The 26254-nt window shown below is 63.8% G+C and carries 22 protein-coding genes, 1 tRNA gene and 1 riboswitch; of the genes, 14 read left to right on the plus strand and 9 right to left on the minus strand.

The features are described 5' to 3' along the window. The first annotated feature begins 263 nt into the window (after nt 1–263). Nucleotides 264–749 (plus strand): SRPBCC family protein, encoded by a 486-nt coding sequence (locus AC50X5_RS13995; protein ID WP_494976692.1) that lies wholly within the window; start codon nt 264–266, stop codon nt 747–749. Nucleotides 750–851: 102 nt separating this feature from the next. Beyond that, nucleotides 852–2195, plus strand: coding sequence for an FAD-binding oxidoreductase (locus tag AC50X5_RS14000; protein ID WP_494976872.1), 1344 nt, complete (start codon nt 852–854; stop codon nt 2193–2195). A 36-nt stretch (nt 2196–2231) separates the two neighbouring features. Here the strand turns inward: AC50X5_RS14000 and AC50X5_RS14005 are convergent, their stop codons facing one another. The 5 genes from AC50X5_RS14005 to AC50X5_RS14025 all read right to left on the minus strand — a co-directional run bounded on the left by AC50X5_RS14005 (nt 2232) and on the right by AC50X5_RS14025 (nt 8907). Continuing rightward, on the minus strand, nt 2232–3641 hold the full coding sequence (locus AC50X5_RS14005) for a DUF4032 domain-containing protein (RefSeq protein ID WP_494976693.1): 1410 nt from the start codon (nt 3639–3641) through the stop codon (nt 2232–2234). A 32-nt stretch (nt 3642–3673) separates the two neighbouring features. Then, nucleotides 3674–5248, minus strand: coding sequence for a beta-N-acetylhexosaminidase (locus AC50X5_RS14010; RefSeq protein WP_494976694.1), 1575 nt, complete (start codon nt 5246–5248; stop codon nt 3674–3676). A 145-nt stretch (nt 5249–5393) separates the two neighbouring features. Continuing rightward, a complete protein-coding gene (locus AC50X5_RS14015) occupies nt 5394–6476 on the minus strand; it encodes an ABC transporter ATP-binding protein (protein ID WP_493984827.1) in 1083 nt (360 codons plus the stop codon). 198 nt (nt 6477–6674) lie between these two features. Then, nucleotides 6675–7505, minus strand: a complete 831-nt coding sequence (gene otsB / locus AC50X5_RS14020) for a trehalose-phosphatase (protein WP_494976695.1) — start codon at nt 7503–7505, stop codon at nt 6675–6677. Further along, entirely contained in the window at nt 7495–8907 is a 1413-nt protein-coding gene (locus AC50X5_RS14025; protein ID WP_494976873.1) for an alpha,alpha-trehalose-phosphate synthase (UDP-forming), read from the minus strand. The genes otsB and AC50X5_RS14025 overlap by 11 nt, the downstream gene beginning before the upstream one ends. 283 nt (nt 8908–9190) lie before the next feature. Between AC50X5_RS14025 and AC50X5_RS14030 the strand changes: the two genes are divergently transcribed. From AC50X5_RS14030 to AC50X5_RS14055, 6 genes are all read left to right on the plus strand, one after another. Continuing rightward, nucleotides 9191–10066 (plus strand): DsbA family protein, encoded by an 876-nt coding sequence (locus tag AC50X5_RS14030; RefSeq protein ID WP_494976696.1) that lies wholly within the window; start codon nt 9191–9193, stop codon nt 10064–10066. Between the two features lie 109 nt (nt 10067–10175). Next, a complete protein-coding gene (locus tag AC50X5_RS14035; RefSeq protein WP_494976697.1) occupies nt 10176–10484 on the plus strand; it encodes an MmcQ/YjbR family DNA-binding protein in 309 nt (102 codons plus the stop codon). Between the two features lie 70 nt (nt 10485–10554). Beyond that, nucleotides 10555–10631, plus strand: a tRNA-Thr gene (locus AC50X5_RS14040). Between the two features lie 65 nt (nt 10632–10696). Continuing rightward, a complete protein-coding gene (locus AC50X5_RS14045; protein WP_494976698.1) occupies nt 10697–12355 on the plus strand; it encodes an alkaline phosphatase D family protein in 1659 nt (552 codons plus the stop codon). An 88-nt stretch (nt 12356–12443) separates the two neighbouring features. Continuing rightward, entirely contained in the window at nt 12444–12656 is a 213-nt protein-coding gene (locus tag AC50X5_RS14050) for a hypothetical protein (RefSeq protein ID WP_494976699.1), read from the plus strand. 170 nt (nt 12657–12826) lie between these two features. Then, on the plus strand, nt 12827–13129 hold the full coding sequence (locus AC50X5_RS14055) for a DUF4193 domain-containing protein (RefSeq protein WP_463936990.1): 303 nt from the start codon (nt 12827–12829) through the stop codon (nt 13127–13129). A gap of 183 nt (nt 13130–13312) precedes the next feature. Here the strand turns inward: AC50X5_RS14055 and AC50X5_RS14060 are convergent, their stop codons facing one another. Genes AC50X5_RS14060 through AC50X5_RS14070 form a run of 3 tightly spaced genes read right to left on the minus strand, consistent with a single transcriptional unit; the run spans nt 13313 to nt 16946 of the window. Beyond that, nucleotides 13313–14875, minus strand: coding sequence for an APC family permease (locus tag AC50X5_RS14060; protein WP_494976700.1), 1563 nt, complete (start codon nt 14873–14875; stop codon nt 13313–13315). A gap of 11 nt (nt 14876–14886) precedes the next feature. Further along, nucleotides 14887–15909 (minus strand): agmatine deiminase family protein, encoded by a 1023-nt coding sequence (locus AC50X5_RS14065; protein ID WP_494976701.1) that lies wholly within the window; start codon nt 15907–15909, stop codon nt 14887–14889. Then, entirely contained in the window at nt 15906–16946 is a 1041-nt protein-coding gene (locus AC50X5_RS14070; protein ID WP_494976702.1) for a nitrilase-related carbon-nitrogen hydrolase, read from the minus strand. The genes AC50X5_RS14065 and AC50X5_RS14070 overlap by 4 nt, the downstream gene beginning before the upstream one ends. Before the next feature lie 216 nt (nt 16947–17162). Between AC50X5_RS14070 and AC50X5_RS14075 the strand changes: the two genes are divergently transcribed. Continuing rightward, the gene (locus AC50X5_RS14075; protein WP_494976703.1) at nt 17163–17642 is read left to right on the plus strand and encodes a Dps family protein; all 480 of its coding nucleotides are present in this window, start codon (nt 17163–17165) and stop codon (nt 17640–17642) included. A 122-nt stretch (nt 17643–17764) separates the two neighbouring features. Here AC50X5_RS14075 and AC50X5_RS14080 read toward each other — a convergent pair whose 3' ends face one another. Next, complete coding sequence (locus AC50X5_RS14080; RefSeq protein ID WP_494976704.1) at nt 17765–19348, minus strand: MFS transporter; 1584 nt, start codon at nt 19346–19348, stop codon at nt 17765–17767. 68 nt (nt 19349–19416) lie between these two features. Between AC50X5_RS14080 and AC50X5_RS14085 the strand changes: the two genes are divergently transcribed. The 5 genes from AC50X5_RS14085 (at nt 19417) to AC50X5_RS14105 (ending at nt 26248) form a co-directional block, all read left to right on the plus strand. Beyond that, on the plus strand, nt 19417–19977 hold the full coding sequence (locus tag AC50X5_RS14085; RefSeq protein WP_494976705.1) for a TetR/AcrR family transcriptional regulator: 561 nt from the start codon (nt 19417–19419) through the stop codon (nt 19975–19977). A 115-nt stretch (nt 19978–20092) separates the two neighbouring features. Further along, a riboswitch (glycine riboswitch) is annotated at nt 20093–20191 on the plus strand. A gap of 143 nt (nt 20192–20334) precedes the next feature. After that, nucleotides 20335–23196, plus strand: a complete 2862-nt coding sequence (gene gcvP, locus AC50X5_RS14090) for an aminomethyl-transferring glycine dehydrogenase (RefSeq protein WP_494976706.1) — start codon at nt 20335–20337, stop codon at nt 23194–23196. Nucleotides 23197–23266: 70 nt separating this feature from the next. Next, entirely contained in the window at nt 23267–24415 is a 1149-nt protein-coding gene (gene gcvT / locus AC50X5_RS14095) for a glycine cleavage system aminomethyltransferase GcvT (protein WP_494976707.1), read from the plus strand. Between the two features lie 18 nt (nt 24416–24433). Then, complete coding sequence (gcvH, locus tag AC50X5_RS14100; RefSeq protein WP_494976708.1) at nt 24434–24808, plus strand: glycine cleavage system protein GcvH; 375 nt, start codon at nt 24434–24436, stop codon at nt 24806–24808. 42 nt (nt 24809–24850) lie between these two features. Further along, nucleotides 24851–26248, plus strand: a complete 1398-nt coding sequence (locus tag AC50X5_RS14105) for an L-serine ammonia-lyase (protein WP_494976709.1) — start codon at nt 24851–24853, stop codon at nt 26246–26248. The last annotated feature ends 6 nt before the right edge of the window (nt 26249–26254 follow it).

A 26254-nucleotide genomic window follows, 5' to 3' on the forward strand; every position in this document is an offset into this window, starting at 1 on the left:
GCGCCGATGGTACTGCACCCGGGAGGGTGTGGGAGAGTAGGTCACCGCCGGACAAACATTAAAAGGCCAGGCCCCGACACCACGTGTCGGGGCCTGACCCCTTTAAACACCCAAACACCACCACCCACGCACCCGCACACTGGCCCAGCCACCGTGCCCAAAAACACAGCCCGCCACCCAAGCCCACGCATCAGGGACCACCAACGGACCCCGAGCCAGGTGCAGGAATCCGGGAAGAAAGGGTCGCGGTAAAGTTGGGCACCATGAACAGTCTCTTCAGCCATGCAGCCGACGACGCACCGGACCCCACACCAGCAGGTCAACCGGAAGCGGTCGTGGCCTCTGTAACGGTACCCGGGCCGGTCTCCAGGGCATTTGAAGGCTTCACCGACCATACGCACCTGTGGTGGCCCATGGGCGCACACAGCGTGTACGGGGAGGGCTCATACGTTGAGTTCGAGGAGCAACTGATCCTGGAAACCGCCGATGATGGCCGGACCAGCATTTGGGGCATGGTGGGCGACTGGCAGCCACCCTTCACCTTTCAGGCCTCGTGGCATCCGGGAACTACTGCACTGTGGTCAACGGAGGTCAGGGCCGTCTTTGTCCCTGGTGAGCACTCCACGACTGTAGAGATCCGCCACGACGGGTGGGAGGGGGCAGAGAACCCTGCTGTTGTCCGCCGGGTTTGGGAACAGGCCTGGCCAAAAATCCTGTCCCACTTCGCGCGTTTTATGGGCGCAAGCTAGGCGACTGGAAGATCCTCCGTCCCGCAGTTCACCCCGCCACCCTAAACTGGGCTCGTGCATGAAACTCAGCAGAACACCGGCACGGCAGGAATCCCGGAGGAACTGGCTCTCCTCCTTGGCCCTAGAAAGGTTGCGGTAGACGACGCAACCCGGACCAAATACGCCGTGGACGCCGCGCCGATCGTTGACTACCACCTGCCCATCGCTGTGGTCTGGGCTGAAACCGTGGCTGACGTCCAGGGTGTGATGCGGACCTGCTCGGCCCACGGGATAGCTGTGGTGACCCGCGGAGCCGGGACCGGGGTGTCCGGCGGTGCGCACGCGAGCCAGGGCTGCATCGTCCTGAGCCTGGAACGGATGAACCGCATTCTGGACCTGAACCCGGACGACGAGACCGCCGTCGTCGAACCCGGCGTGGTGAACGCTGCACTCAACGATGCGGCCGCGCAGCATGGGCTCATGTACGCACCTGACCCGGCCAGCTTTCGGATATCCACCATAGGCGGCAATGTTGCCACCAATGCAGGCGGACTGCGCTGTGCGAAGTACGGAGTAACGCGCGATTCCGTGCTGGCGCTTGACGTTGTCCTGGCCGACGGCTCGCTGATCCATACGGGGCACCAGACATTCAAGGGCGTAGCCGGCTACGATCTCACCGCGCTGTTCGTTGGTTCCGAGGGGACTCTTGGAATTGTGGTGGCGGCTACAGTCCGGCTTAAGTACCTGCCGCGCCACGTGCAGACCATCGCCGCGTTCTATCCCGATTTCCCTTCTGCTGCTGCGGGTGTGCTCGCTGTGGGCAGCGCGCGTGTGCAGCCCGCCATCATGGAATTACTCGACGGCGGCTCGCTCACCCAACTTGACGATGCCTATGGCTCCGATCTCCGGGCCCGCGGCGCGGCGCTGCTGCTCATCCAGACGGATGGCTTCGGGGCTGAGGCGGAGGCCGACGTCGTTCGAAGCGTCCTGGCGGCCGGCGGCGCCGTGGTGACCACCGAAGCCAGCGCCGAGGCGGAGAGGCTGGTGGACCTGCGGCGCAACAGCCGTGGTGCCGCCCCGGACGATGACTACCGGGTGGGCGAGGACGTGGCAGTACCCCGTTCACGGTTGGTGGATTATGTGGCCTGGCTTGAGGCGATGGCGGTCCGCCGTGGCGTCCGCCTGCGGGTGGTGGCCCATGCCGGGGACGGCAACCTTCACCCCACGTTTTGGATTGACCGGACAGAGGCAGACGCCGAGGCCATCCAAAGACTGCACCTCGCCCTGGATGATTCGGTGGCAGCTGCCCTGGAGATGGGCGGAACAATCACCGGCGAGCACGGCGTGGGGCAGTACAAACGGCGCTGGCTGGGGCTTGAGCAGGCTCCGGAGGTCCGGGAGTTGCAGCACAGGATCAAGGAGCTTTTCGATCCGGCCGGAATCCTGAACCCTGGTAAGGCAATCTGAGCGCCAGTCCAGGCACGCGGGCATTCCGGACAACGCTTAGTCGTCTGAATCCGGGTATTCGTCCTGATCCTTCCCATACCGGGATTCCTCAGTTTCCACTTCCAGGATCTTGAGCAGCTCGGTGTCCGGGTGCAGCATGATCGCGGCCTCGTCGCGGCGGTGCCGGAGGATCGAATCGATATAGGACTGCACCGCTTCGGCCAGCGGAATATGGCGGTTCGCTTGCTCGGACATGTACCAGCGGTGTTCCAGGATTTCGTGGACTGCCTCCGCCGGCTCGAGCTTTCCGGAAAGGTCACGGGGGATCGACCGGACGATCGGTTCGAATATCTGGCTGACCCACAGGTGGGCGCTGTATTCCTCGTCCATGTCCGGATTGTTGTCTGCCCGGAAGGTGTCCATGTCATTGAGCAGCCGCCGCGCCTGGTTTTCCTGGGCGTCAATGCCCGTGAGCCGGAGAAGCCGCCGCTGGTGGTGGCCGGCGTCCACCACCTTGGGCTGCAGCTGGATGGTGGAGCCGTTCTGGGTGGTCTTGATGGCGTATTCCTCGACGTCGAAGCCGAGCTCGTTGAGCCTGCGGATGCGTGCCCCAACGCGCCAGCGTTCGCCGAGTTCGAACGATTCCTTCTCCGTGAGTTCGGCCCAGAGCCGGCGGTAGCTGTCCATGATCAGCTCGCTGGTGGCGACGGGGTCCACCTTCTCCTCAATGAGGCCGCCGTCGAGCAGGTCCATCAATTCACCGGCGATGTTTACCCGCGCAATCTCCAGATCATATTCGCGCTGCCCCGTGGAGAGGTCCGGGTAGAGCTCCCCGGTCTCCGCATCCACCAGATAAGCAGCAAAGGCGCCGGCGTCGCGGCGGAACAGCGTATTGGAGAGCGAAACGTCGCCCCAATAAAAACCGATGAGGTGGAGGCGGACCATCAGCAGCGCTTGGGCATCGATCAGCCTGGTCAGGGTGTCCTTCCGCAGCATCTGCGAAAACAAGGCACGGTACGGCATGGAGAACTTCAGGTGGCGGGTCACCAGCACGGGGTTCAGCGGCTGGCCCTGTGGCGTGGTGCGGCCCGTGATAACAGCTACCGGCTCGACGCAGGGAACATCCAACCGGGCCAGCTTGCGCAGCATATGGTACTCGTGGCGGGCCACGTGCTCCGACGTTTCCTTGATGGCGATGACCGAACCACCCAAGTGGGCGAAGCGCACAATGTGCCGGGAGATACCGCGGGGAAGCGCGGCCAGGTTCTCCGCCGGCCAGTCCTCCAGGGCAATGTGCCACGGCAGGTCCAACAACTCCGGCTCCGTGGCTGCAGCGGTGATACTCAGCGAGCTGGATACGTTCATGGCGCCGTCATTGGCGCTCGCTGCCTCGAACCGGGGCAACTTGCCGATCTGCCCGTAATCCGTAGGTTCGTCGTGCCAGAGCGCGCTGTTGTCCTCAGTCATGATCCAATTCTTTCCTACTTGCTGCGCAACGGCTAAATGTCATTGAAGGGGTACACGGGCTGAGCCGCCCAGGGGACGTCGGGGGCAGCCTGGAACGCCACTCCCTGGAGCGCCAGCCGGGCGCCCACCTCACCCAGGCGATCTGCAAAATGGTCCGGGTGGCGGCTTTCCTGCGCGGTCCAGGCCACCTCGGCCAACGCGACCGCCCGCGGGTACAGCAGCCAGTCCGCCTGCAGCCCGCCGCGGACAGTCTCGCTCCAAAGCGGGCCTTCAACGCCCAGGACGTGCTCCGCCGAGATGCCCAACTGCCCTGGATCCCAGGCGTAGTATTCACGCCAGCTGAACGGACCGCCTTCCACCCAGCCCAGGCCGATAGGGCTGGAAGGAGTGTATTTCTGGTCCAAGTAGGTGTGCTGGGCGGGGGACATGATCACCGAGGCGCCGGCGTCGGATGTCTTCTCCGCCGAGGCGGACGTGCTGCCGTGCCAGTACTGGATGACGGAACCGTGCGGAATCGTCGCCGCGGCATATTCATTCCAACCCACCGGGACCTTGCCTGCGTCAGCAACCATCGAGGCAATCGCCGACACCATGGCCAGGTACTCTCCGCGCGGCGTGACCAGGGCTTCATCCCCGCCGATGTGCAGGTAGGGCCCGGGCGTCAGCGCTGCCAGCTGCCGGATCACCTCCCGGGCAAACTCGTACGTCACTGGATTGTTCGCGTCGAGGCTGGAGAACCCCACTTCACCGGTGGTGTTCATGGCTGGTGGAATGTTGTTGGCGTTGAGCTGCGGCACGGCGGCCAGGGCTGCGTTGACGTGGCCCGGCATATCGATTTCCGGGACCACCAGGACGTTCCGGAGTGCCCCGTAGGCGACTATTTCCGAGAAGTCCGCCTGGCTGTAGAACCCCGTGTGCCCGGGACCCAGCCCGACGCCGGGGGAATCAACAGCACCAGAGCCGCCCAGACGGGTCAGCATGCCGTAGTCCAGGCCGGAAGGGTTGTGTTCCGGGTTCCTGATGTCGATCCGCCAGGCCTGATCGTCCGTCAGGTGGAGGTGCAGGGCGTTGAACTTGAACTGGATCATCGTGTCGATCTGCCGCTTCACCTCATCCACTGTCAGGAAGCTCCGTGCGACATCCAGCATGAGGCCGCGGTAGGTGAAGCGCGGGAAATCGCGGATGGCAACAGCCGGTACCCGCCAGTCCCTTGAAACCGGGAAAGGACTTTCGACGTCGGCAGGAAAGAGTTGCCGCAGCGTCTGTACGCCGTTCATCACCCCGGCCGCGGAGGCTCCGGTAATCACGACGCCGGATGCATCAGCGGTGAGCGTGTAAGCCTCCGCCGGAGCCGGGCAGTCGTTCCGGGCTGCTTCCAGCGCAAGCTCAGGAGCGACGGCAAGGACAATGTTGGCGCCCTCTGGCGCGGACTTTTCAACCGGTAACTCAAAGCCCGTGCTTCGCCGCAGGATCCTGGCTAGTTCCGCGGCGGCCGCCAGGCTCTCCGCGTCGGCCGAAATGGAGGTGTCGCGAGTGAGGGCAAAACCGTCCCCGTCCAGCTGGTCCAGCAGGACGGGGAAGGGAATCAGCGACATGGGGTAATCCACAGAGCTCCTGCTCGCATTGAGGGTGTTAACGTGCGACGGCGGCCACTCCAATGAATGTCCAAAGGAGGGGCCGCCGTCGTTACTGTTGTCGTTGGTCGAGCTTGTCGAGACCTGGGGTTTCGGCAGGCTCAACCGCCGGTGGGGACTAGTCGCCCAGGCGCAGGCCGGTCTTGGTGTCGAACAGGTGCACGTGGCCGGACTGCGGGCGGACGAAGATGGTGTCCCCCTTCATCGGAGGGCGGCGGCCGTCGACCCGCGCCACGATGTCGTGGTCCTGGCCGTCAAGCGTGGTGTGGCCGTAGACGTAGGCATCCGCGCCGAGTTCTTCGACAACGTCCACCTCCACCTGCAGGCCTTCGCCGTTGCCAACGGTTTCGAGGTCTTCCGGGCGTGAGCCCAGCGTGACAGTGGAGCCGTGTGCCTCTTCGAGGATGTTGCGCGGCACGGGGTAAACAGTTCCACCGAACTGGACGCCGCCGTCGACGACGGGCAGTTCCAGCAGGTTCATGGCGGGGGAGCCGATGAAGCCCGCAACGAAGACGTTCTTCGGCTTGTCGTACAGGTTGCGCGGGGTGTCCACCTGCTGCAGCAGGCCGTCCTTGAGGACCGCAACGCGGTCGCCCATGGTCATGGCCTCGACCTGGTCGTGGGTCACGTAGACGGTGGTGACGCCGAGGCGGCGGGTAAGGGATGCGATCTGCGTACGCGTCTGGACACGGAGCTTGGCATCCAGGTTGGAAAGCGGCTCATCCATGAGGAAGACCTGCGGGTTACGGACGATTGCACGGCCCATGGCGACACGCTGGCGCTGGCCACCGGAGAGTGCCTTCGGCTTGCGGTCCAGGTACGGCTCGAGGTCCAGGAGCTTGGCGGCTTCGCGGACACGCTCGGCCCGCTCTTCCTTGGAAACGCCTGCGATCTTCAGGGCGAAGCCCATGTTGTCCGCAACGGTCATGTGCGGGTACAGGGCGTAGTTCTGGAAGACCATGGCGATGTCGCGGTCCTTCGGCGGGACGTCAGTGACGTCGCGGTCGCCAATCAGGATGCGGCCGGCGTTGACGTCCTCAAGGCCTGCGAGCATACGCAGTGAGGTGGACTTGCCACAGCCGGAGGGCCCAACGAGGACCAGGAATTCGCCATCGGCGATGTCGATGTTGAGCTTATCGACGGCGGGCTTTTCGGTGCCCGGGTAAAGACGTGTTGCGTTATCAAAAGTAACTGTTGCCACAGTTATCAATCCCTTCACCGGCAGGTACGTGCCGGACGATCCGTAGTGAATGGTGTGTATTCAGTTGGGTGCTCCCAAGGCCGAAGCCCGGGAGCACTCGCGACGCCGCACGGTTCTTGTGCGCCACATCACATCCAAGAGTATGTCAGATTTATCCGGAATGTCGGCGAATGTTACAAACGTCACTTGTGAGGTTCGTTACGGGGCGTTCGACATCGGGACCTCGCCGAGGGCCTTTCGGCGCTCCTTGAGCAGTGCCTCCAGGACTTCGGCCATGTGAACGGGGGCCTCCACACGGTAGCTGGCCTGGGTGAAGCCGAAGCCCACCTTGATGCCGACGTCGTCCTTGGTCATCCGTGCCAGGGCGTCCTCGTCGGTCACGTCATCGCCGGCGAAAAGCACCGCCGACGCATCTGTTGCCTGCCGCAGGAAGGTGATGGCGTCGCCCTTGGATGCGTGCACCACGGAGGTTTCCAGGACGCGCTTGCCGGTTTTCAGGTGCACACCCCGCAAGTCGCCCAAGACGGACCGGGCAGCTGCCACGGCGTCTTCGGCGACGTCATCGGCAGCCAGGCGGGTATGCAGCACCACTCCTGCCGGCTTGTCCTCCAGGTGCGTGCCCGGCGCTTCACCGGCGATCTCGGCCAGCCTTGCCCTGACCTCGGCCAGCAGTTGCACTTGCTCCGGATCCAGCGTCAGGGGTGTGGACCCGGGCCCCATCCAGGCCTCGGCCCCATGGCTGCCGATCAGCAGGGTCTGCGCCGGAGGGGAGGCGACCAGCCGCAGGCTGTCCAGTGCGCGCCCCGAGATGAGTGCCGTCGTCGTGCGTGGCAGCGTGGCGAGGGAGGCAACGGCGCTAGCGGTGCGGGGCAGCGGCCGGGCGTCTTCCGGACGGTTCACCAGGGGTGCCATCACGCCATCGAAGTCCAGGGCCACCAGCAGGTGTTCCGTGGCGGCGATCCGGTGGATGGCATCGAGCAGGTCCGGACTCAGGTTAAGCCAGTCTGCGCTGTTGGTATCAGGAGTCATCGCGCACAACCTTCTCGTTCAAGGCGGTCAGGAACTCCCTGGACCAGTGGTCGACGTCGTGCTCGAGGACCTGCTTGCGCATGGCACGCATCCGGCGGGCTGCATCGCGGGGCGTCATGCTGACCGCCTTGAGGATGGTTTCCTTCAGGCCGTCGATGTCGTGCGGATTGATCAGCAGGGCGTGCTTGAGCTGATCGGCGGCGCCGGCGAATTCGCTGAGGACCAACGCGCCGTCGTCTTTGGTCCTGGTGGTGACATATTCCTTGGCAACGAGGTTCATGCCATCGCGCAGGGCGGTCACCAGCATGATGTCCGCGGCCAAATACAGGGCCACCATTTCCTCCACCGGGTAGCTGTGGTGCAGGTAGCGGACGGCCGTGTTCTGGATGGTGTCGTAGGTGCCGTTGATATGGCCCACGGTGCCTTCGATTTCCTCGCGCAGCAGTCGGTACTGTTCAACGCGCTCACGGCTGGGGCTGGCGACCTGGATGAGCGTGGCGTCCTCCACCTTCAGCGAGCCGTCAGCGAGGAGTTCCTCGAAGGCCTTGAGGCGGTGCCGGATTCCCTTGGTGTAATCCAGCCTGTCCACGCCCAGCAGGACGGTCTTCGGGTTTCCGAGGTCCTGCCGGATCTGGCGGGCGCGTTCGATGATTTCCGGCTTGTTGGCCAGCTCGTGGATTTGCTGGACATCAATGGAGATGGGGAACGCCTGGGCCCTGGCGATGTGCGTTACCTGGCCGCCGGGCCCCTTGACGTGCACCTGCTGTCGCTTGACGCTGGCGCCCAGGAACCGGCGCGCAGAGCGCATGAAGTTGCCGGCGTCACTGGTTCGCTGGAAGCCCACCAGGTCCGCTCCCAGCAGGCCGTCAATAATGGCACGACGCCACGGCAGCTGGGCGAAAATCTCCGGCGGCGGGAACGGGATGTGGTTGAAGAAGCCGATCCGCAGATCCGGCCGGGCCTCGCGGAGCATCCGCGGGACCAGCTGCAACTGGTAGTCCTGGACCCACACCGTAGCGCCCTCGGCGGCATACTTGATGACGGAGTCGGCGAACCGCCTGTTCACCTTCCGGTACGAATCCCACCAGGTGCGGTGGAATTCCGGCGGCGCGATGACGTCGTGGTACAGCGGCCACAGCGTGGCGTTGGAAAAGCCCTCATAGTAAAGCTCGACGTCGTCGGTACTCAGGTGCACCGGCACCAGGTCCATTCCGCCGTGGCTGAACGGTTTGACCGTCTCGTCAGGGGCGCCGTGCCAGCCGACCCACGCGCCGTCGGTCTTGGTCATCATGGGGGCGAGGGCAGTGACGAGTCCGCCGGGGGACCGGCGCCAGCCGGATCCGTCGTCGCCGTCGTCTCCGGCGTTGCAGCGGTCCACCGGAAGCCGGTTGGAAACCACCATGAAGTCATACCGCGTTCCCGGTGCTACGCCCTGGGTGGCGTGCTGCCCGGCGGGTTTATCCACGGCATCGTTGTTCGGATTGTGCTGATCGTTGCGTTCCAATTCGGTCCCCTAAGGTTGCCTATGGCTCTTGTTCCACCCTAATGGGGCGGAATCCCGGGTGCTATTCGTATGTCGCCGCCGCCCTGGATTACTTGAAAGCGCAAGCTCCCAGTTTTCTCCCCTAAAATAGGCGAAGTTGCCACAATGTGGTCCGCCCGACGTCGATCGACACGAGGAACAGATGAGCCCCGCAAACGAAAACCGTAAGTCCAAAGCAGAAAGAACAGCGGAAGCACGCGAGAAGGCCCGCGCCATCCGCGAGGCCCAGCTGAAGAAGGACAAACGTAACAAGATGCTCATCGGGTGGGGCATCGTCGTCGCCGTCGTGGCGATCCTGACGGTCATCGCCCTTGTGGTGGTCAACAACATCCAGCGGAACACGCCGATCGCGGACCAGGGGCCCGTTCCTGCCAGCGCCAACGTCAACGGCGGCGTTACCCTGCTGGCTAACGACGAAGTAGCGGCTACGGATCCTGCCACCATCGACATGGCCAGCCTGCCGGCCCGGCCCGAAACCCAGCCTTCGCCTGTGGTGGCACCAGGAGCCGAGGCCGTAGAAGGCCAGCCCGTCAAGGTGGTTGCCTACATCGACTTCATTTGCCCCGCCTGCCTGCAGTTTGAAACCAACAACAGCGAGCTGCTGAAGGGGCTGCGCAACGACGGCACGATCGCCATGGAATACCGTCCCCTCGGCTTCCTCGATACACGGTCCACCACGAACTACTCCTCCCGTTCGGCCAACGCCGCGGCTTGCGTCGCCGACACCGCACCGGACAAGTACGCCGAATATGTTGACATCCTTTTCGCGAACCAGCCCCCTGAAGGTGGTGCCGGCCTGTCTGATGACAAGCTGAAATCCCTGGCAGGTGAAGTTGGCGTAGACATCAACAGCTGTGTTGAGGACAAGAAGTTCCGGCCGTACGTGAAGTACTCCACTGAACTGGCTGCGAACAGCGGCATCACCGGTACGCCCACAGTCTTCATCGACGGACAGCAGTGGGACGGTACCAGCGACCTAGCTGCCGCTATTCAGGCAGCGGCTGACGCCAAGGCCTGATTCCTTTCGTTGCCCTGTAACCGTGGACCGCATGCTGTAGCCCAGCAGGCGGTCCACGGTTGTTTAACCAGGGGTGGTTGATCCTGCCTGGCTGGGCCATCATGGGCGTATGGCTACCGAAGAGGACGTTCGCAGCATTTGCCTGGCACTGCCCGGTGTCACCGAACGGCCCAGCTGGAACATGCCGGCCTGGTTCAACAGGTCCCTGATGGCCCGGATGTGGGAAGACGGTGTCCTCACCGTGAAGACCGCCGAACGGGAGGCGCTCGCGGGGACGGACCCGGACACATACTTCTGGACCCCGCACCACGAACGGTCCCCGCAGCTTGTGCTGGTCAAGCTGGCCAACGTGGACCGGGACGAGTTGGACGAGCTGCTGCAGGAGTCCTACCGGATTGCCGGCGGCACCGGGCGCTGATTTTTTTGTTCTCCGCCCCGGTGAGCTAACCTTATCTAGCGCCGTTTCGGTGCAGCCCGATTGCGGGCATGCCTCCTTAGCTCAGTTGGCCAGAGCACCGCTCTTGTAAAGCGGGGGTCGTCGGTTCGAATCCGACAGGAGGCTCCAGAAAAATGTAGACCCCTGACTGGGTGCCCATGGTTGATGCCGTGCGAAACGGGTACAACTAAGTCATGACAACCTCGCTGGTGCTGGGACCAATCATGCGGTACGTGGATGACAACTCAGCCAGCATCTGGGTAGAGACGCGTGACGCTGCCCGGGTATTGGTCCGCGCCGGTGACAGGGAGTGGGCAGCCCGTTCCTTCGCTGTGCACGGCCACCATTACTCGCTTGTGGAGGCGGACGGGCTACAGCCCGGAACGGTCCTCCCTTATACCTTGGAAATTGATGGAGAACAGTGCTGGCCCGAGCGCGACTCCACATTTCCACCGCCCGTCATTGCGACGCTGGAATCCGGCAAGGCACTGCGTATGGCCTACGGCTCCTGCCGCACCAGTATCCCCCACGATGCATCCGGCAACAAGACGCACGGCGTCGACGCGCTTCGGGCCTACGCGCTGGCGATGGCCTCAGGCGGAGGTCCCGCCAGGCCTGACTTGGTGGTCTTCCTGGGGGATCAAGTGTACGCAGACTCCACCAGCGATCAGATGCAGGAGTTTATCCGTGCCCGCCGGGACATTGATGCCCAGCCCGGCGAGGAGCTTAAGGATTACGAGGAGTACGCCCACCTCTACAAACTCGCCTGGTCCGACCCGGCCAACAGGTGGCTGCTGTCCACGCTGCCCAGCGCAATGATTTTCGACGACCATGACATCCGGGACGACTGGAATGCCTCGTTGAGTTGGAGAAAGGAAATGGAAGCCACCTCCTGGTGGCATGAACGGATCGTCTCCGGGTTGTCCTCCTATTGGGTGTACCAGCACCTTGGCAACCTTTCGCCGTGTGAACGGCTCAGGGACCCCCTTTGGCAACGGATCACCGGGCATGCGGGCGAGGCTGAGCTTGACCTAAGCCTGGAACTGGACAGGTTCGCGGAACGTGCGGACGAAGACCCGCCATCCTACCGGTGGAGCTTCTGCCGGGACTTCGGGGACACAAGGCTCATCGTGATCGATTCCCGCGCTGCCCGGAACCTGGAACCGGACCACCGCGCCCTGCTCGATGATCAGGAAATGGACTGGCTTGACGGCCAGATGCGCGGTGGCTTCCGCCACTTGTTGATTGCCACGTCGCTGCCATTCCTGCTGCCTATGGGCCTGCATCACATCGAATCCTGGAATGAGGCCGTCTCGGAAGGCGCGTGGGGCAAGCTTGCCGCCCGCGCCGGAGAGAAACTGCGCCAGACGGTCGATCTGGAACATTGGAGCGCCTTCCAAAGCAGCTTCCACAAGATGGCCTCCATGGCCGCCGAGGTCGCTGACGGCAAGCGGGGCCCGGCACCGGAGACCATTACCTTCCTGTCCGGGGATGTGCACTTCTCCTACGTCGCGGAGGTGGATCGAAGCGGGGGCAGCCGCATTGTGCAGGCGGTCTGCTCTCCGATCCGTAACCCCCTTCCACGGGTGATGAGGTACTTCGGGGCTTTGACGGCCTACGGCCTGGCTGCGCCTGTAGGCGCCGTGGTGGCCCATTTGGCCCGGGTTCCGAAACCGCCGTTCCGCTGGACACGGGTTACCGGACCTTGGTTCAACAACAACCTCGCCAGCCTCGAGGTGACTCCCGACGGGCTCAAGCTCTGGTGGGAAACGGGCGTCGTGGACGGTGACGACGGGTTGCACCCTCGGCTCGAGCGGGTGGCGGACCTCACCGTAGCTCCTCGCGGGTCGTGATGGCCATAGCGTGCCACCCGTCGTGCCGTTAACACGCCTTTGACATTCCGGAAATGGTTCCCGAATATGGGCCGGATACGTTGGCCGGATGAACGGGACATTCCTCGGCAGGACCAGCCGCCGTATCGCTTGCTGGATTGAAGCGGCTTACGTTGAAAACTGCGTGGAAAACACGCTGGACGGCGTGTTGGAGGCGAGCCGTTGGGGCTGGCTGCCGGCCCTGAGCGGAGTAGCGGTGGCAGCAGACGGTGCCGCGACCGCGTATTCGGGCTCGGACAGCATGCCCGACGGGCCTGCCTGAACCGGGGCTTCCCGGTCAATAGCGAGGGTGGGACGCCGCGGCCAGGCGCCCAACGGCGGTAGAAAACTGTAGTGTTGAACACAATTTTCTTTACACGCCTGCAGAATGACCTAAACTGCTTCACTGAGGTGCCTGAAATGGCGCTGTGCAGCAACGAAAGTGAACACGTTATGGCTACCGATTACGACGCCCCACGCAAGACCGAAGAAGAATCTCCCGCCGAATCGCTGGAGGCCCTTCAGGCGTCCCGCAGCGGTAGCGCCCAGACTGCTGTCATCGACCTCGACGAGAACGACACCGCGGAGGGCATCGACCTTCCCGGAGCCGATCTTTCCGGCGAAGAACTGACGGTTACTGTTGTTCCCGAACAGTCGGATGAGTTCACCTGTTCCTCCTGTTTCCTGGTCCGTCACCGGTCCCAGGTTGCCAAGGAAAAGAACGGCCTGAAGTACTGCTACGACTGCGAAGGCTAAAGACCTTCAGAGCAGCCTGCCACCACGGCAAGCAGGGCACCGGACACCACCAGGTGAGCGGTGCCTTTGCCGTTTCCGGCGCCTTTCTGGTGCAGCCGCCCGGGACACAACGGTGCCCTGCCCGGAAGATTCCCGGACAGGGCACCGTGTTGTCTCTGGCTGTTTGTACGGGCGCTCGATTGGCTACTCCGGAACCACCAGTGCCGGGGTATCGCGGCGGATGGTCTCGCCACGGAAGAAGCCCGGGCGGAGGCGCGCCATGACCAGCATGAAGACGGCGCCCATGATTAGGATGCCCACGCCGAGGACAAACACAAGACCTATGCCGAAGACTTCAGAGCCACTGCCGAACTCGGGGGCCAGGCTGTCGATGGCGGTCTGGACGAACACGACGAACAGGCCGACGCCGCCCAACACCGGGCACAGCAGCCGGAGCACAAAGTTGCGGACGCTGCTGAAGACGCTGTTACGGAAGTACCAGGCGCAGGCGATGGCGGTGAGTCCATAGTAGAAACAGATCATCAGGCCCAGTGCCAGGATGGTGTCATTCAGGACGTTCTCGCTAATGATGTGCATGATCGCGTAGAACCCCGAGGACAGGACACCGGCAGCAATAATGGCCGTGCGCGGCGTCGAATACTTGCTCAGCTTGCTCAGCGGCTTGGGCAGGGCTCCGTAGTGGGACATGGCCAGCAGGCTCCTGGACGGCGACATAAACGTGGACTGCAGCGAAGCAGCCGAGCTGGACAGGACGGCGAGGGACATCAGGATGGCGAACGGTCCCATGATGGGCGAGGCCAGGGACGTGAAAATGTTCTCCTGGTTGTCCGGATTGCCCAGCCCGTTCCCGGTGTCGCCGATGCCGGCGAACATCATGGTGGCGATGCTGACCAGAAGGTAGATGCCCAGGACGATCACGGCGGTCAGGGTGCCCGCCAGGCCGGCGGTCCGCTTGCCGTTGGTGGTTTCCTCGTTCACCGTCAGGCATACATCCCAGCCCCAGTAGACAAAGATGGACAGCGAAATGCCGGCTGCAATCTGGCCGAAGGTCTCGATTTCAGTGACGTCGAACCATTCCCAGCTGAAAGGAATGGCCGTTTCCGAAGTGGACCAGTTGGCGAAGGCCAAGGCCACGAACAGGCCAAGAACCAGGAGCTGGAATCCCACCAGCCCGTATTGCACCAGCTTGGTGGTGCGCATGCCGCGGTAGCTGACCCAAATTGCCAGAGCCACGAAAACGAAGCAGGTCAGCACGTTCAGGGGCTTGTTGGCGGCCAGCTCGGCCAGCTCCGGTGAACCCGTGAGTTGTGAAAGAAAGAGATAGAAAAAGTCGACAGCAACTGCCGCGAGGTTGGAAAGCACGATGATGTTTGCCGCGAGCAGTCCCCAGCCGCCCATCCAGCCCACCCAGGGTCCGAACGCCTTGGTGACCCAGGTGAAGGTGGTGCCGCTGTCCGGTGAATCGGCGTTGAGCTCCCGGTAGGCGAGCGAGACCAGGATCATCGGGATGAAACCGATCAGGAAGATGACAGGCAGCTGGAGCCCGGCCTCATTGATAGTGGGGCCAAGGGCGCTGGTCAGCGTGTAGGCCGGGGCAATGGTGGAGATACCCAGGACGACGACGGCGAGGAGCCCCAGCTGCCCGCCCTTGAGTCCCTTTGGGCTAATGCCGTGTGCAGAGCTTCCGGAGGCGTTGCGGGATGCGCCGGAGCGGCTGTCATCGCTGTTACGGATAGTTTGGGTCATGTCCGTGCTTTCTAGGAGGCAGCGGGCTGCTGTTGGGTGATGCAGTGAATACCGCCGCCACGGGCAAAAAGCTCCCGTGCATCAATACTGACAATACGGCGGCCGGGGTAGGCCTCGGCGAGGATCTGGAGGGCCTTGTCGTCATGGGGGTCATTGAAGCTGCAGGCGATCACGCCGCCGTTGACCACCACGTGGTTGATGTAGCTGTAGTCCACGAACCCTTCGTCATCGTGAAGCGTCTCGGGAGCAGGAACCTCCACGATCTTCCACGCTCGGCCGGCGGCGTCCCTTGTGGTGCGGAGGTAGTCGATGATCTCGCGGCAGACGTCATAGTCGGGATGGGCCGGGTTCTGCTGTGAATGAACCAGCAGGGTTCCCGGGGATGGGATAGCGGCCACGATATCTACGTGCCCGCGGGTACCGAAGCGTTCCGAATCCCGGGTCAGGCCGCGGGGGAGCCACACTACGTGCGTAGCTCCCAGGGTTCGTGCCAGTTCTTTCTCCACGTCAGCCTTGCTCAAGCCTGGATTGCGGCCCGGATCCAGCTGTACGGTTTCGGTCACCAGGATGGTTCCCAACCCGTCGGCCTGGATCCCGCCGCCCTCATTGACCAGCGGTGACGGGACATGGTGTGCCCCGGACTGGCGGGTGACCTCGGCCGCGATCCCGGCGTCCTTGTCCCAGCTCGCCCAGTCCTGGCCGCCCCAGCCGTTGAACACCCAGTCGACGGCGCCGCGCCGTCCCAGGCCGTCAAGCACAAAAGTGGGGCCAATATCCCGCATCCAGGCATCGTTAAGCGGGGCATAAAGTACCTCGACGTCAGGGTGCAGATAGCGCGCGGCGGTATCGACGTCGTGGGGGTCCACCACCATGGTGACGGGTTCAAATTCGACGGCGGCGTTCGCCACCGCTGCCCAGGTGGAGCGCGCTGCATGAGCGGCTTCCTCGGTGTCACCCAGGGTGTAACCGCCGGTGGGGAAGGCCATCCACAGGCGCTCCTGGGGTGCAGTTTCCGCAGGCATGCGCCAGCTCATGACGCAGCCTCCACATCTTCCAGCGCCAATGCTTCGCCGCCTAGGGGCTGATCCCGGCGCACGGGATCGGTGAGCCGGGCATAGGTATCCGGGCGGCGGGTGGACAGGAAGGGGAAGAGTGTCAGCCAGTCGCGGCGCTGGTCCAGGTCAAGATCGGCGACGAGCACCGCGGATTCGTCGCGCGGAGCCTGAACCAGGATCCGGCCGTAGGGATCGGAGATGAAGGACGAGCCGTAGAAGTTCAGCGTCCCTTCATGGCCCCACCGGTTGGGCGCGACCATAAAGAGCCCATTGGCGATCCCGTTGCCCACGATCACCTGCTGCCAGAGCGGCTGGGTGTCGAAGCCCGGGTGGTCCGGCTCCGAACCGATGGCAGTGGGGTAGACCAGGATCTCGGCACCGCCCAGTGAGTACAGCCTGGCGACCTCGGGGAACCACTCGTCCCAGCACGTGGGCATGCCCAGTCGCGCTCCGCCGAGTTCGGCCGGGGCATGGACTTCATAGGCGTCCTGGGCTGCGGGACCCTGGCGGAAGAACTTGTCCTCGTAGTAGCCGGCGGTGACGGGGATATGCAGCTTGTGTGTGCGGGCCACAAGCTCGCCTTCCGGGGAGACCAGGATGGCTGTGTTCAGGCCCAATCCGTCATCGGAGCCGTCCGGGTTCTCCGACTTTTGATAGAGCGAGGCATGGACGGATACGCCGTAGCGCCGCGCGGCCCGCGCCGCGAAAGTGAACGTGGGCCCGGTCAGGAGGTCCTCCGCAAGGTCCGATGGCCTGGGCCTGTTTTTGGCACCGGAGGTGGTGTCGTTCTCCGGCCGGGTGTCTGCAGGATAACGGGCGAGCGTGAGTTCGGGCAGGAACACCACGCTGGCCCCCAATCGGGCTGCGCGTTCGATGCCCTCGTTGAGTTCGGCATGCAGCACCGCGGTGTCCGGGTGCCAGCGGTGCTGCACCACGCCCACCCGAAGGGCGGGGCGGGCGGACGCCGTTGTCCGGGCCAGGGAGGCGGGGGCATCGAGGCAGGAAATTTCAATCATGTGGCTACTCCAGTGAGACGACTGTCACTAAATGAATGACGTTCATTTAGTATGGAGGGTCACAGGCTGAGGTGCAAGGGGTTAAATGAATCGCGTTCTTTTATGTCGTCCGTGAAGTCAACTTAGTAAGCTCACTGAGAAATTTTCCCAGTGCCCGGCGACCCGGTTGAGCAGTGCTGATAGCGTCAGGATTACGGACCAATCGAGGAGGATTTCATGAAAGCTTCACCGACACTGACCAACAACATGCAGGCCGTCCTGACGGACCTTATTGAGCTCCACCTGCAGGGCAAGCAGGCCCACTGGAACATTGTGGGAACCAACTTCCGCGATCTCCACCTGCAGCTTGACGAGATTGTGGACGCAGCCCGGCTCTTTGCCGACGATGTCGCCGAGCGCATGCGCGCCCTGCACGCCCTGCCGGATGGCCGCAGCGCCACGGTCTCGGGCTCCACCAATCTGCCCGCTTTCCCGGAAGGCCTGATCAGCACCAAGGACGCCATCGAGCGGATTGTTGCTGCACTTGAGGCCGCAGTGGGAACCATGCGGAAGGTGCACGACGAGGTTGATGAGGAAGATCCCACCACCGCCGACCTCCTGCACGAGTTCATCAGCAAGCTGGAGCAGTTCGCCTGGATGATTAATGCCGAAACCATGAAGGCGACAGCCAGCGTAACGGCACCCGACAGCAAGTAAAGGGCCCTGCCGGGGCCGCTGGGCCCCGGCAGACACACCTGGTGCGCCGGGTGGCGGGAAGATACTGCTTGGATTTGAGCTAAGCGGCGTTATCCCGCCACTCGGTGTTTTTGGTAATGGGGCTAGCTTGCCCTTGGAGCCTTCCGGAGTACGACGCCGGCAGTCAGCGCCGCCGCTGCCATCAGTCCCAGCCCCATCGCCGCCGTGATGTGCACCCCCGAGTCGAATGCCGCCCGGGCAGCGTCCAGAACGGCGTCCGCTAAAGGCGCGGGCAGGGTATGGGCGAGTTCGACGGCGCCGGCAAGCGTTTCGCCGGCCAGGTGCGTTCCGGCGTCGGAACCCTGACCCGCCACTTCCGCAGGCAGCGAAAGGTTGTGCTGGTAGGACGCAGTCAGGATGGAACCCAGAACTGCGGTGCCCAGTAGCGATCCCACCTCGTAGCCCGTTTCCGATACCGCCGCGGCAGCACCTGACTTGTTTGCCGGGACCGAGCCCAGGATCAGGTCGTTGGAGATGGTTTCTGCGGCGCCCACGCCCAGGGCCAGAACCAGCAGCGCTGCCAGCAGCAGCTCCGGGCCGCCTGCGTGGTTGCCAAAAGCCACCAGGGCATATCCGGTGGCACTGAGCAAGAGGCCGCCAGCCACCACCAGGCCGGGCCGGACCATGCGCACCAGCGGAACCACCAGCAAGCCGGCAATGACCGTGGCCAGCAGGGCCGGAATCATGGCCACTCCGGATTCGGACGGCGACATTCCTTCCAGAAGCTGCAGGTGCTGGGCCAGGAAGAGGATGAACCCGTTGAAGGAGAACAGAGCCAGGACGTTGGCCATAATCGCGGTGCTGAAGATGCTGTTGCCGAAGAGGGAGATGTCCAGCAGGGGTGAGGCGAGCCGTTTCTGCCGGCGGACAAACACCACCCCCATCACCAGGCCAAACGCGATGATGGCAAGCGGCGTGGCGGCCATCCCTTCTGTAGCCAGCTCCTTGATTCCGTACACTACGGGGACCATCACCAGCATGGACAACAGGACGCTGGGCGCATCAATTTTGCCGGGCTTGGGGTCCCGGGATTCGGGAATGACGGCGCGGCCAAAGACCAGCAGCGGAAGCATGATGGGCGCCGCGACCAGGAGGATGGCGCCCCACCAGAAATGCTCCACCAGCCAGCCGCCGAAAATCGGACCCAGCGCCGCGCCGCCGGAGAAACCGGCGGCCCAAATGGCTATGGCCAACCGACGGCGGTTGGGTTCGGGAAAGATGTTCCGGATCAGGGACAGTGTGGACGGCATCAGCATGGCGCCAAAGAAGCCCAGGGCTGCGCGGCCGGCAATCAGAAAGCCGGCAGACGGTGCGAATGCAGTGATGGCGGAGACGGCAGCGAAGCCGACGCTGCCGATCAGCAAAAGACGACGGCGGCCGATCCTGTCGCCCAGGCTGCCCATTGCCACCAGCAGCCCGGCAAGCACCAGCGGGTAGGCGTCCACAATCCACAGCAGCTGAATGCCGCTGGTCTGCAGGCTGCGCGCGATTTCAGGCAGGGCGAAGGTCAGTGCTGTGTTATCCACCGCCACGAGCAGCACGGGGAACATCAGCAGGCCCAATGCCAGCCAGTCACGCCACGGCGCGCGGGGACCGGAAAGGCGAGAGCCCGCAGGCTTTCCGATTCCAGTGTGCGGCGCAGTGCTGAGGTCGGGGCTGGAAGTCATGTGATAACTGTACCGTCTGGACGGTATAGTTAGGAAGGCGACGCCAGAAAGCAGGCATGATTGGACCCATGGCCAGAAAACCCGTAGCCCGCGAAGCGGTGCTTGATGCCTTCGAAGCCCTCCTGATTGAGGTGGGCGAGAGGGCTGCCACCCTTGATGCCGTCGCTACGCGGGCCGGGGTCTCCAAGGGTGGCTTGCTGTACCACTTCCCGAACAAGGAAGCCCTCATCTCCTCCCTCCTGGAGCGGCTGGACCAGTTGGCGGGGGAGGATATGGCGGCCATGGCGGCGGCCGAAGAAGGCTCCGCGGCCTACTTCATCAAGTCCTCGCTCTGGTCCGACACCCCCTTGGACCGGGTATTCGTTGCCGTGACCCGGCTGGCCGAGGTGGCGCACCAGGAAACCCGGCGACGCTTCGCTGCCATCCAGGGGCGGTGGCTGGAGCTGCTGGCCGAGGATGTGGGGCCGGAAATGGCCAAAGCGGTGCGCTACATGGGGGACGGGCTGTACTTCAATGCCATGTGGGAAGGTGCCACGGATGCCCCGCCCCCGGAAGGGGATGCGTCTGCACCAGACCGTGCTGCCGACGTCGCAAGCCTCCTGGCCGCCGTCGAGCGGCTCCGGGGCTAAATCGCACCATTTGCCCCAGCGTCTCCCGCGTAGGAGAATGGATAAGTTACGGAGGCCACATTTGGCTACCGGCGACAGTCCTGCCGTGAGGCAGCAACCCAACTTAATATGCCTTTGATCTGCGGCGGGAGAGTTCTGCCACACAGTACAAGCAGGCGCCGTAGGAGCAAATCCTCCCCAGGAATCTCTCAGGCCCATGTACCGCCGCGGCGAGGCAACTCTGGAAAGTAGCAGGCAGCATGCCCGCTCACCGACGGTGCAAGCGTGACCCGCCCTGCGGGCACGCGGAAACTCTCAGGTCCAATACAGAGCGGGGAGGAACCTAATCGATGTGGCGTACCCTGCGCCGCCTGAGTTATGGAGTTCCTCGTGACCGTTATTCCAGCCTCTACTTCTTTTGTTGACCGGCACATCGGCGCTCGCCGTGACGGCGACGTCAGCACCATGCTGACGGCAGTCGGCTTCGACTCCGTGGATGCCCTGGTGGACTCCGCCGTTCCCAAGGACATCCGCCAGGACTCCGCCCTGCAGTTGGGCTCCGCGCTCAGCGAGGTGGAGGTGCTGGCTGAACTCCGAAAGCTGGCGGGCAAGAACAAAACAGCCGTGCAGATGATCGGCCAGGGCTACTACGACACCGTGACCCCGCCGGTGATCCGCCGCAACGTCCTTGAAGCCCCCGCGTGGTACACCGCTTACACCCCTTACCAGCCGGAGATTTCCCAGGGCCGCCTCGAGGCGCTGCTGAATTTCCAGACCATGGTGCAGGACCTGGTGGGCCTTCCCATCGCCAACGCTTCGCTCCTGGACGAAGCGACGGCTGTTGCTGAAGCTGTGTTGATGATGCGGCGCGCAAATAAGAACAAGGACGCCAAGGATGGCAAGACCGTCCTGGACGCCGATTGCCTCCCGCAGACCATCGCGATCGTCAAGGGCCGTGCCGAGGCCCTCGGCTTTGAGGTGGAGGTCGCTGACCTTTCCAACGGACTGCCCGACGGCGCCATCAACGGTGTGGTGCTCCAGCAGCCTGGTGTTTCGGGCCGGGTCTTTGACCACACCGCCGTGATTGCCGACGCCAAGGAACGCGGTGCGCTGGTTACCGTGGCTGCCGACCTCCTGGCCCTCACGCTGATTACACCTCCCGGCGAGCAGGGTGCTGACATCGCCGTCGGCTCCGCCCAGCGCTTCGGCGTGCCGCTCTTCTACGGTGGTCCGCACGCCGCCTATATGGCAGTTCAGAAGGGTATGGAGCGTTCCATGCCCGGCCGCCTGGTGGGTGTCTCCAAGGACTCCGCCGGCATCCCCGCCTACCGCCTGGCCCTGCAGACCCGCGAGCAGCACATCCGCCGCGAGAAGGCCACGTCCAACATCTGTACAGCACAGGCCCTGCTGGCGATCGTTTCCTCCTTCTATGCCGTCTACCACGGCCCGGACGGGCTGAAAGCAATCGCGCAGCGGGTCCACGGCCACGCCCGCACCCTGGCCACGTCCCTCAGCGCCGCCGGATTCGCCGTGCAGCACAGCAGCTTCTTCGACACCGTGACCGTCTCGGCACCGGGCAAGGCGGCGGGCTTTGTTGCCGCGGCCGAGGCTCGCGGGATCAACCTGCGCAGCATCGACGCGGACACGGTTGGGTTCTCCACGGATGAAACCACCACACCGGAAATCGTCGACGGCGTCCTGGCTGCCTTCGGCGCGGAGGCAGTGGAGGCAAGCAAGTCCTTCTGCCTGGATACCGCCGTCGAGCGTTCCTCCGAATACCTCCAGCACCCGGTCTTCAACACGCACCGCTCCGAAACGCAGATGCTGCGCTACATCCGCCGGCTTTCTGACCGTGACCTGGCACTGGACCGCACCATGATCCCGCTCGGCTCCTGCACCATGAAGCTGAACGCCACCGCTGAGATGGAAGCCATCTCCTGGCCGGAGTTCGCCTCCATCCACCCGTTCGCGCCGGATTCACAGACCGTTGGCTGGCGTGAACTGATTGCGGACCTCGAAGCCCAGCTCACCACGATCACCGGCTACGACCAGGTATCCATCCAGCCCAACGCCGGCTCCCAGGGTGAATTGGCCGGCCTGCTGGCAATCCGCGGCTACCACCTCTCCCGCGGTGACGAGCAGCGCAATGTCTGCCTGATTCCAGCCTCGGCGCACGGCACCAACGCTGCGTCCGCCGTGCTGGCCGGCATGAAGGTGGTTGTGGTGGCCACTGCCGCGGACGGCACCATCGACCACGCAGACCTGTACGCCAAGATCGAGGCGAACAAAGACGCGCTGTCCTGCATCATGATCACCTACCCGTCCACCCACGGCGTCTACGACGCCGACGTCCGCGAAGTGTGCGACGCCATCCACGCGGCCGGCGGCCAGGTGTACATTGACGGCGCCAACCTCAATGCGCTGGTAGGCCTGGCCCAGCCGGGGATGTTCGGCGGCGACGTCTCCCACCTGAACCTGCACAAGACCTTCTGCATTCCGCATGGCGGCGGCGGACCGGGCGTGGGCCCGGTTGCCGCCAAGGCGCACCTGGCACCGTTCATGCCCGGTAACGCTGCAAATCCAGCCGACGGCGAGGCCGGCACGCCGATCTCCGCCTCCAAGTATGGCTCCGCCGGCGTGCTGCCTATTTCCTGGGCGTACGTGAAGCTGATGGGCGGCAACGGCCTGACCGAAGCCACAAAGTCGGCACTGCTCGCTGCCAACTACATCGCGAACCGCCTCAACGATTCCTTCCCGGTGCTCTACACCGGTGAAGGCGGACTGGTGGCGCACGAGTGCATCCTGGATTTGCGCGAGCTGACAACCCGCACCGGCGTCACTGCCGAGGACGTGGCCAAGCGCCTGATCGACTACGGCTTCCACGCCCCCACGCTGGCCTTCCCGGTTGCCGGCACGCTGATGGTGGAGCCCACCGAGTCCGAGGACCTGGGCGAGATGGACCGTTTTATAGACGCGATGATCGCCATCCGTGCCGAGATCGAGCAAGTGGCCAACGGCGACTTCGCCCTCAACGACAGCCCGCTCCGCAACGCCCCGCACACTGCGGCCGCCGCGATCAGCAGCAGCTGGGAGCGCAGCTACCCTCGCGAGCAGGCAGTCTTCCCGCTGGCAGCGCTGAAGCAGGACAAGTACTTCCCGCCGGTGGGCCGCATTGACGGCGCAGCCGGTGACCGGAACCTGATCTGCTCCTGCCCGCCCCTCTCCGAATTCGAAAACTGATTCGTCCGGTGGTTGAGCTTGTCGAAACCAGGGTTTCGACGAGCTCAACCACCGCCTGAAAGGATTCCCAATGACTGAGAATTACACGGCCCTGTACGAAGAGCACAGGAAACTTGGTGCCTCCTTCACCGATTTCGGTGGCTGGCAGATGCCGCTGAAGTACAGCTCCGAGCTGGCTGAACACCACGCTGTCCGCAATTTCGCAGGCTTGTTTGATCTCTCCCATATGGGCGAGATCTGGGTCACCGGGCCGGAAGCCGCTGTGTTCCTGGACTACGCCCTGGTGGGCAAGATTTCCGCCATGGCCGTGGGCAAGGCGAAGTACTCGCTGATCTGCAACGAGGACGGCGGCATCATCGACGACCTCATTACCTACAGGCGGCCGGCATCTTCTGATGGAACCGACGTCTTCCTGGTGGTGCCCAACGCCGGCAACGCGAAGGTGGTGGCCGAGGCCCTGGCCAAGCGCGCCGCCGGCTTCGACGTTGAGGTGCGGGACGCTTCCGCGGAAACCTCACTGATCGCAGTGCAGGGCCCTAAGGCAGAGGAGTTGCTGCTTCGCCTGGTACCTGCGGCCCGGCACAGCCTGGTCACGGAGCTGAAGTACTACGCCGCCGTCGAGGTGCCGTTCCTGGTGGCCGGCGCGGGCAAGGAACTCCTGCTGGCGCGCACCGGCTACACCGGCGAGGACGGCTTCGAGATTTTCATCGACAATGATGACGCCGCCGCCCTGTGGCAGGCCATCGTCGCCATTGCAGACGAAGGGGAGCTGACGCCGGCAGGCCTGGCCAGCCGCGATTCACTGCGCCTGGAAGCCGGGATGCCGTTGTACGGCAATGAACTTTCCCTGCAGGGCGATCCGTTCTCCGCCGGCTTGGGTGGCGTTGTGGCGTTGTCCAAGGAGGGCGACTTTGTGGGAAAGGCGGCCCTGGCAGCCACGAAGGAAGCCGGCGCCGGGACCGGCAGAGGACGACGTCTGGTAGGCCTCAAGGGCCTGGGCCGCCGCGCAGGCCGGGCCCACTACCCGGTGTTGAAGGACGGCGGAACGGTAGGCGAAGTGACCTCCGGCCAGCCGTCGCCGACTCTGGGCTACCCCGTTGCCATGGCCTACGTGGATGTAGCGTTCACCGAACCCGGCACGGCACTGGATGTTGACCTCCGCGGCAAGGCCGAACCCTTCGAGGTCGTCACCCTGCCGTTCTATAAGCGCGAAAAATAAAAAGAAGGAATTACCAACATGGCAACGATCGCTCCTGAATTGCAGTACTCCGACGAGCACGAATGGGTTGCCCGCGAGGGTGGCAATGTGGTCTCGGTGGGGATTTCCGCCGTCGCCACCGATGCGCTCGGTGACATCGTGTACGTGGAGCTGCCCGAGGTTGGTGCCACCGTGACCGCCGGGGAAACCTGCGGTGAGGTGGAATCCACCAAGTCGGTCTCAGACCTCTACGCACCCGTCACCGGAGAGGTCACCGAAATAAACTCCGCCCTCGCGGATGATCCGGCGCTGATCAACAGCGATCCTTACGGTGCCGGCTGGCTGTTCAAGGTAGCTGCCGTTGAGGACGGTCCGCTCTTGACGGCCGAGGAATACACGTCCAAGTACGCGTAACCTGCGGCATCTCCATTACTACCTCTATTAAGGAACCCGGCCATGGCTGTTGGCGTCTTTGACCTTTTTTCCATCGGGATCGGCCCGTCCAGCTCCCACACGGTGGGACCGATGCGGGCTGCAGCGGTTTTCGCCGGTGAATTGAAGGACTCAGCGGACCTTGGCCGGGTTGCTTCGCTGCGGGTGGACCTTTACGGCTCGCTCGCGGCCACCGGCCGGGGCCACGGCACCATGACCGCGGTGCTGCTGGGCCTGGAGGGGTTCCACCCGGAACTCATCCTGCCCGATGAGGTGGAATCGCGCCTGGCCTCCATCGCAGAGACCGGGACGCTGCAACTGGCCGGCAGTGTTGCACTGCCGTACGCCGTGGAGGACATGATCCTGCACCCACTCACTGTGCTGCCCCGGCACACCAACGGGATGAAATTCGCAGTGATGGACGACGCCGGCACAGTCCTTCACGAGGCAACGTTCTTCTCGGTGGGTGGCGGCTTTATTGTCCGTGAAGGGGAAGAGGATGCTGCCCTGAAGGACCTGGACGAGTCGAAGAAGGAACTTCCACTGCCCTTCCGCACCGCCGCGGAGCTGCTTGCCCACTGCGAGTCCAAGGGACTGTCCATCGGCGAAGTCATGATGGTCAATGAACTCGCGGCCGGCTCGGAGGAGGAAATCCGTGCGGGACTGCTGCACATCTACTCCGTGATGGAGAGCTGCGTGGACGTCAGCCTCAAGCGCGAGGGCCTGCTGCCCGGCGGACTGAAGGTCCGCCGTCGAGCCCCTGACTGGCACGAAAGGCTGCTGAAGGAAGACAAGGACCGCGATCCGAAGTTCTGGCAGGAATGGGTGAACCTGATCGCCTTGGCCGTCAACGAGGAAAATGCCTCGGGCGGCCGGGTTGTCACGGCGCCAACCAACGGCGCCGCCGGGATCATTCCCGCCGTCCTGTATTACGCGTTGCACTTTGCCCCGGGGATGGAGAACGCCAGCAAAACGGACCGCGACGACGTAGTGGTCAAGTTCCTGCTCACGGCCGGGGCCATCGGAGTGCTGTACAAGGAACAGGCGTCCATTTCCGGCGCTGAAGTGGGCTGCCAGGGCGAGGTGGGATCGGCGTCGTCCATGGCCGCTGCAGGTCTTGCCGAGGTGATGGGCGGGTCACCCCAGCAGGTGGAAAACGCGGCAGAGATCGCCATGGAACACAACCTTGGACTCACGTGCGATCCGATCGGCGGACTGGTCCAGGTGCCGTGCATCGAACGTAACGCGATCGCGGCAGCAAAAGCCATTAACGCCGCCAAGATGGCACTCTGGGGCGATGGTTCGCACCGGGTGTCGCTGGACGAGGTCATCGTGACCATGCGGGAGACGGGCAAGGACATGAGCTCCAAGTACAAGGAGACCGCCATGGGCGGCCTGGCCGTCAATGTGGTGGCATGCTGACCGGAG

The organism is Pseudarthrobacter sp. MDT1-40-2 (genome assembly GCF_059383595.1).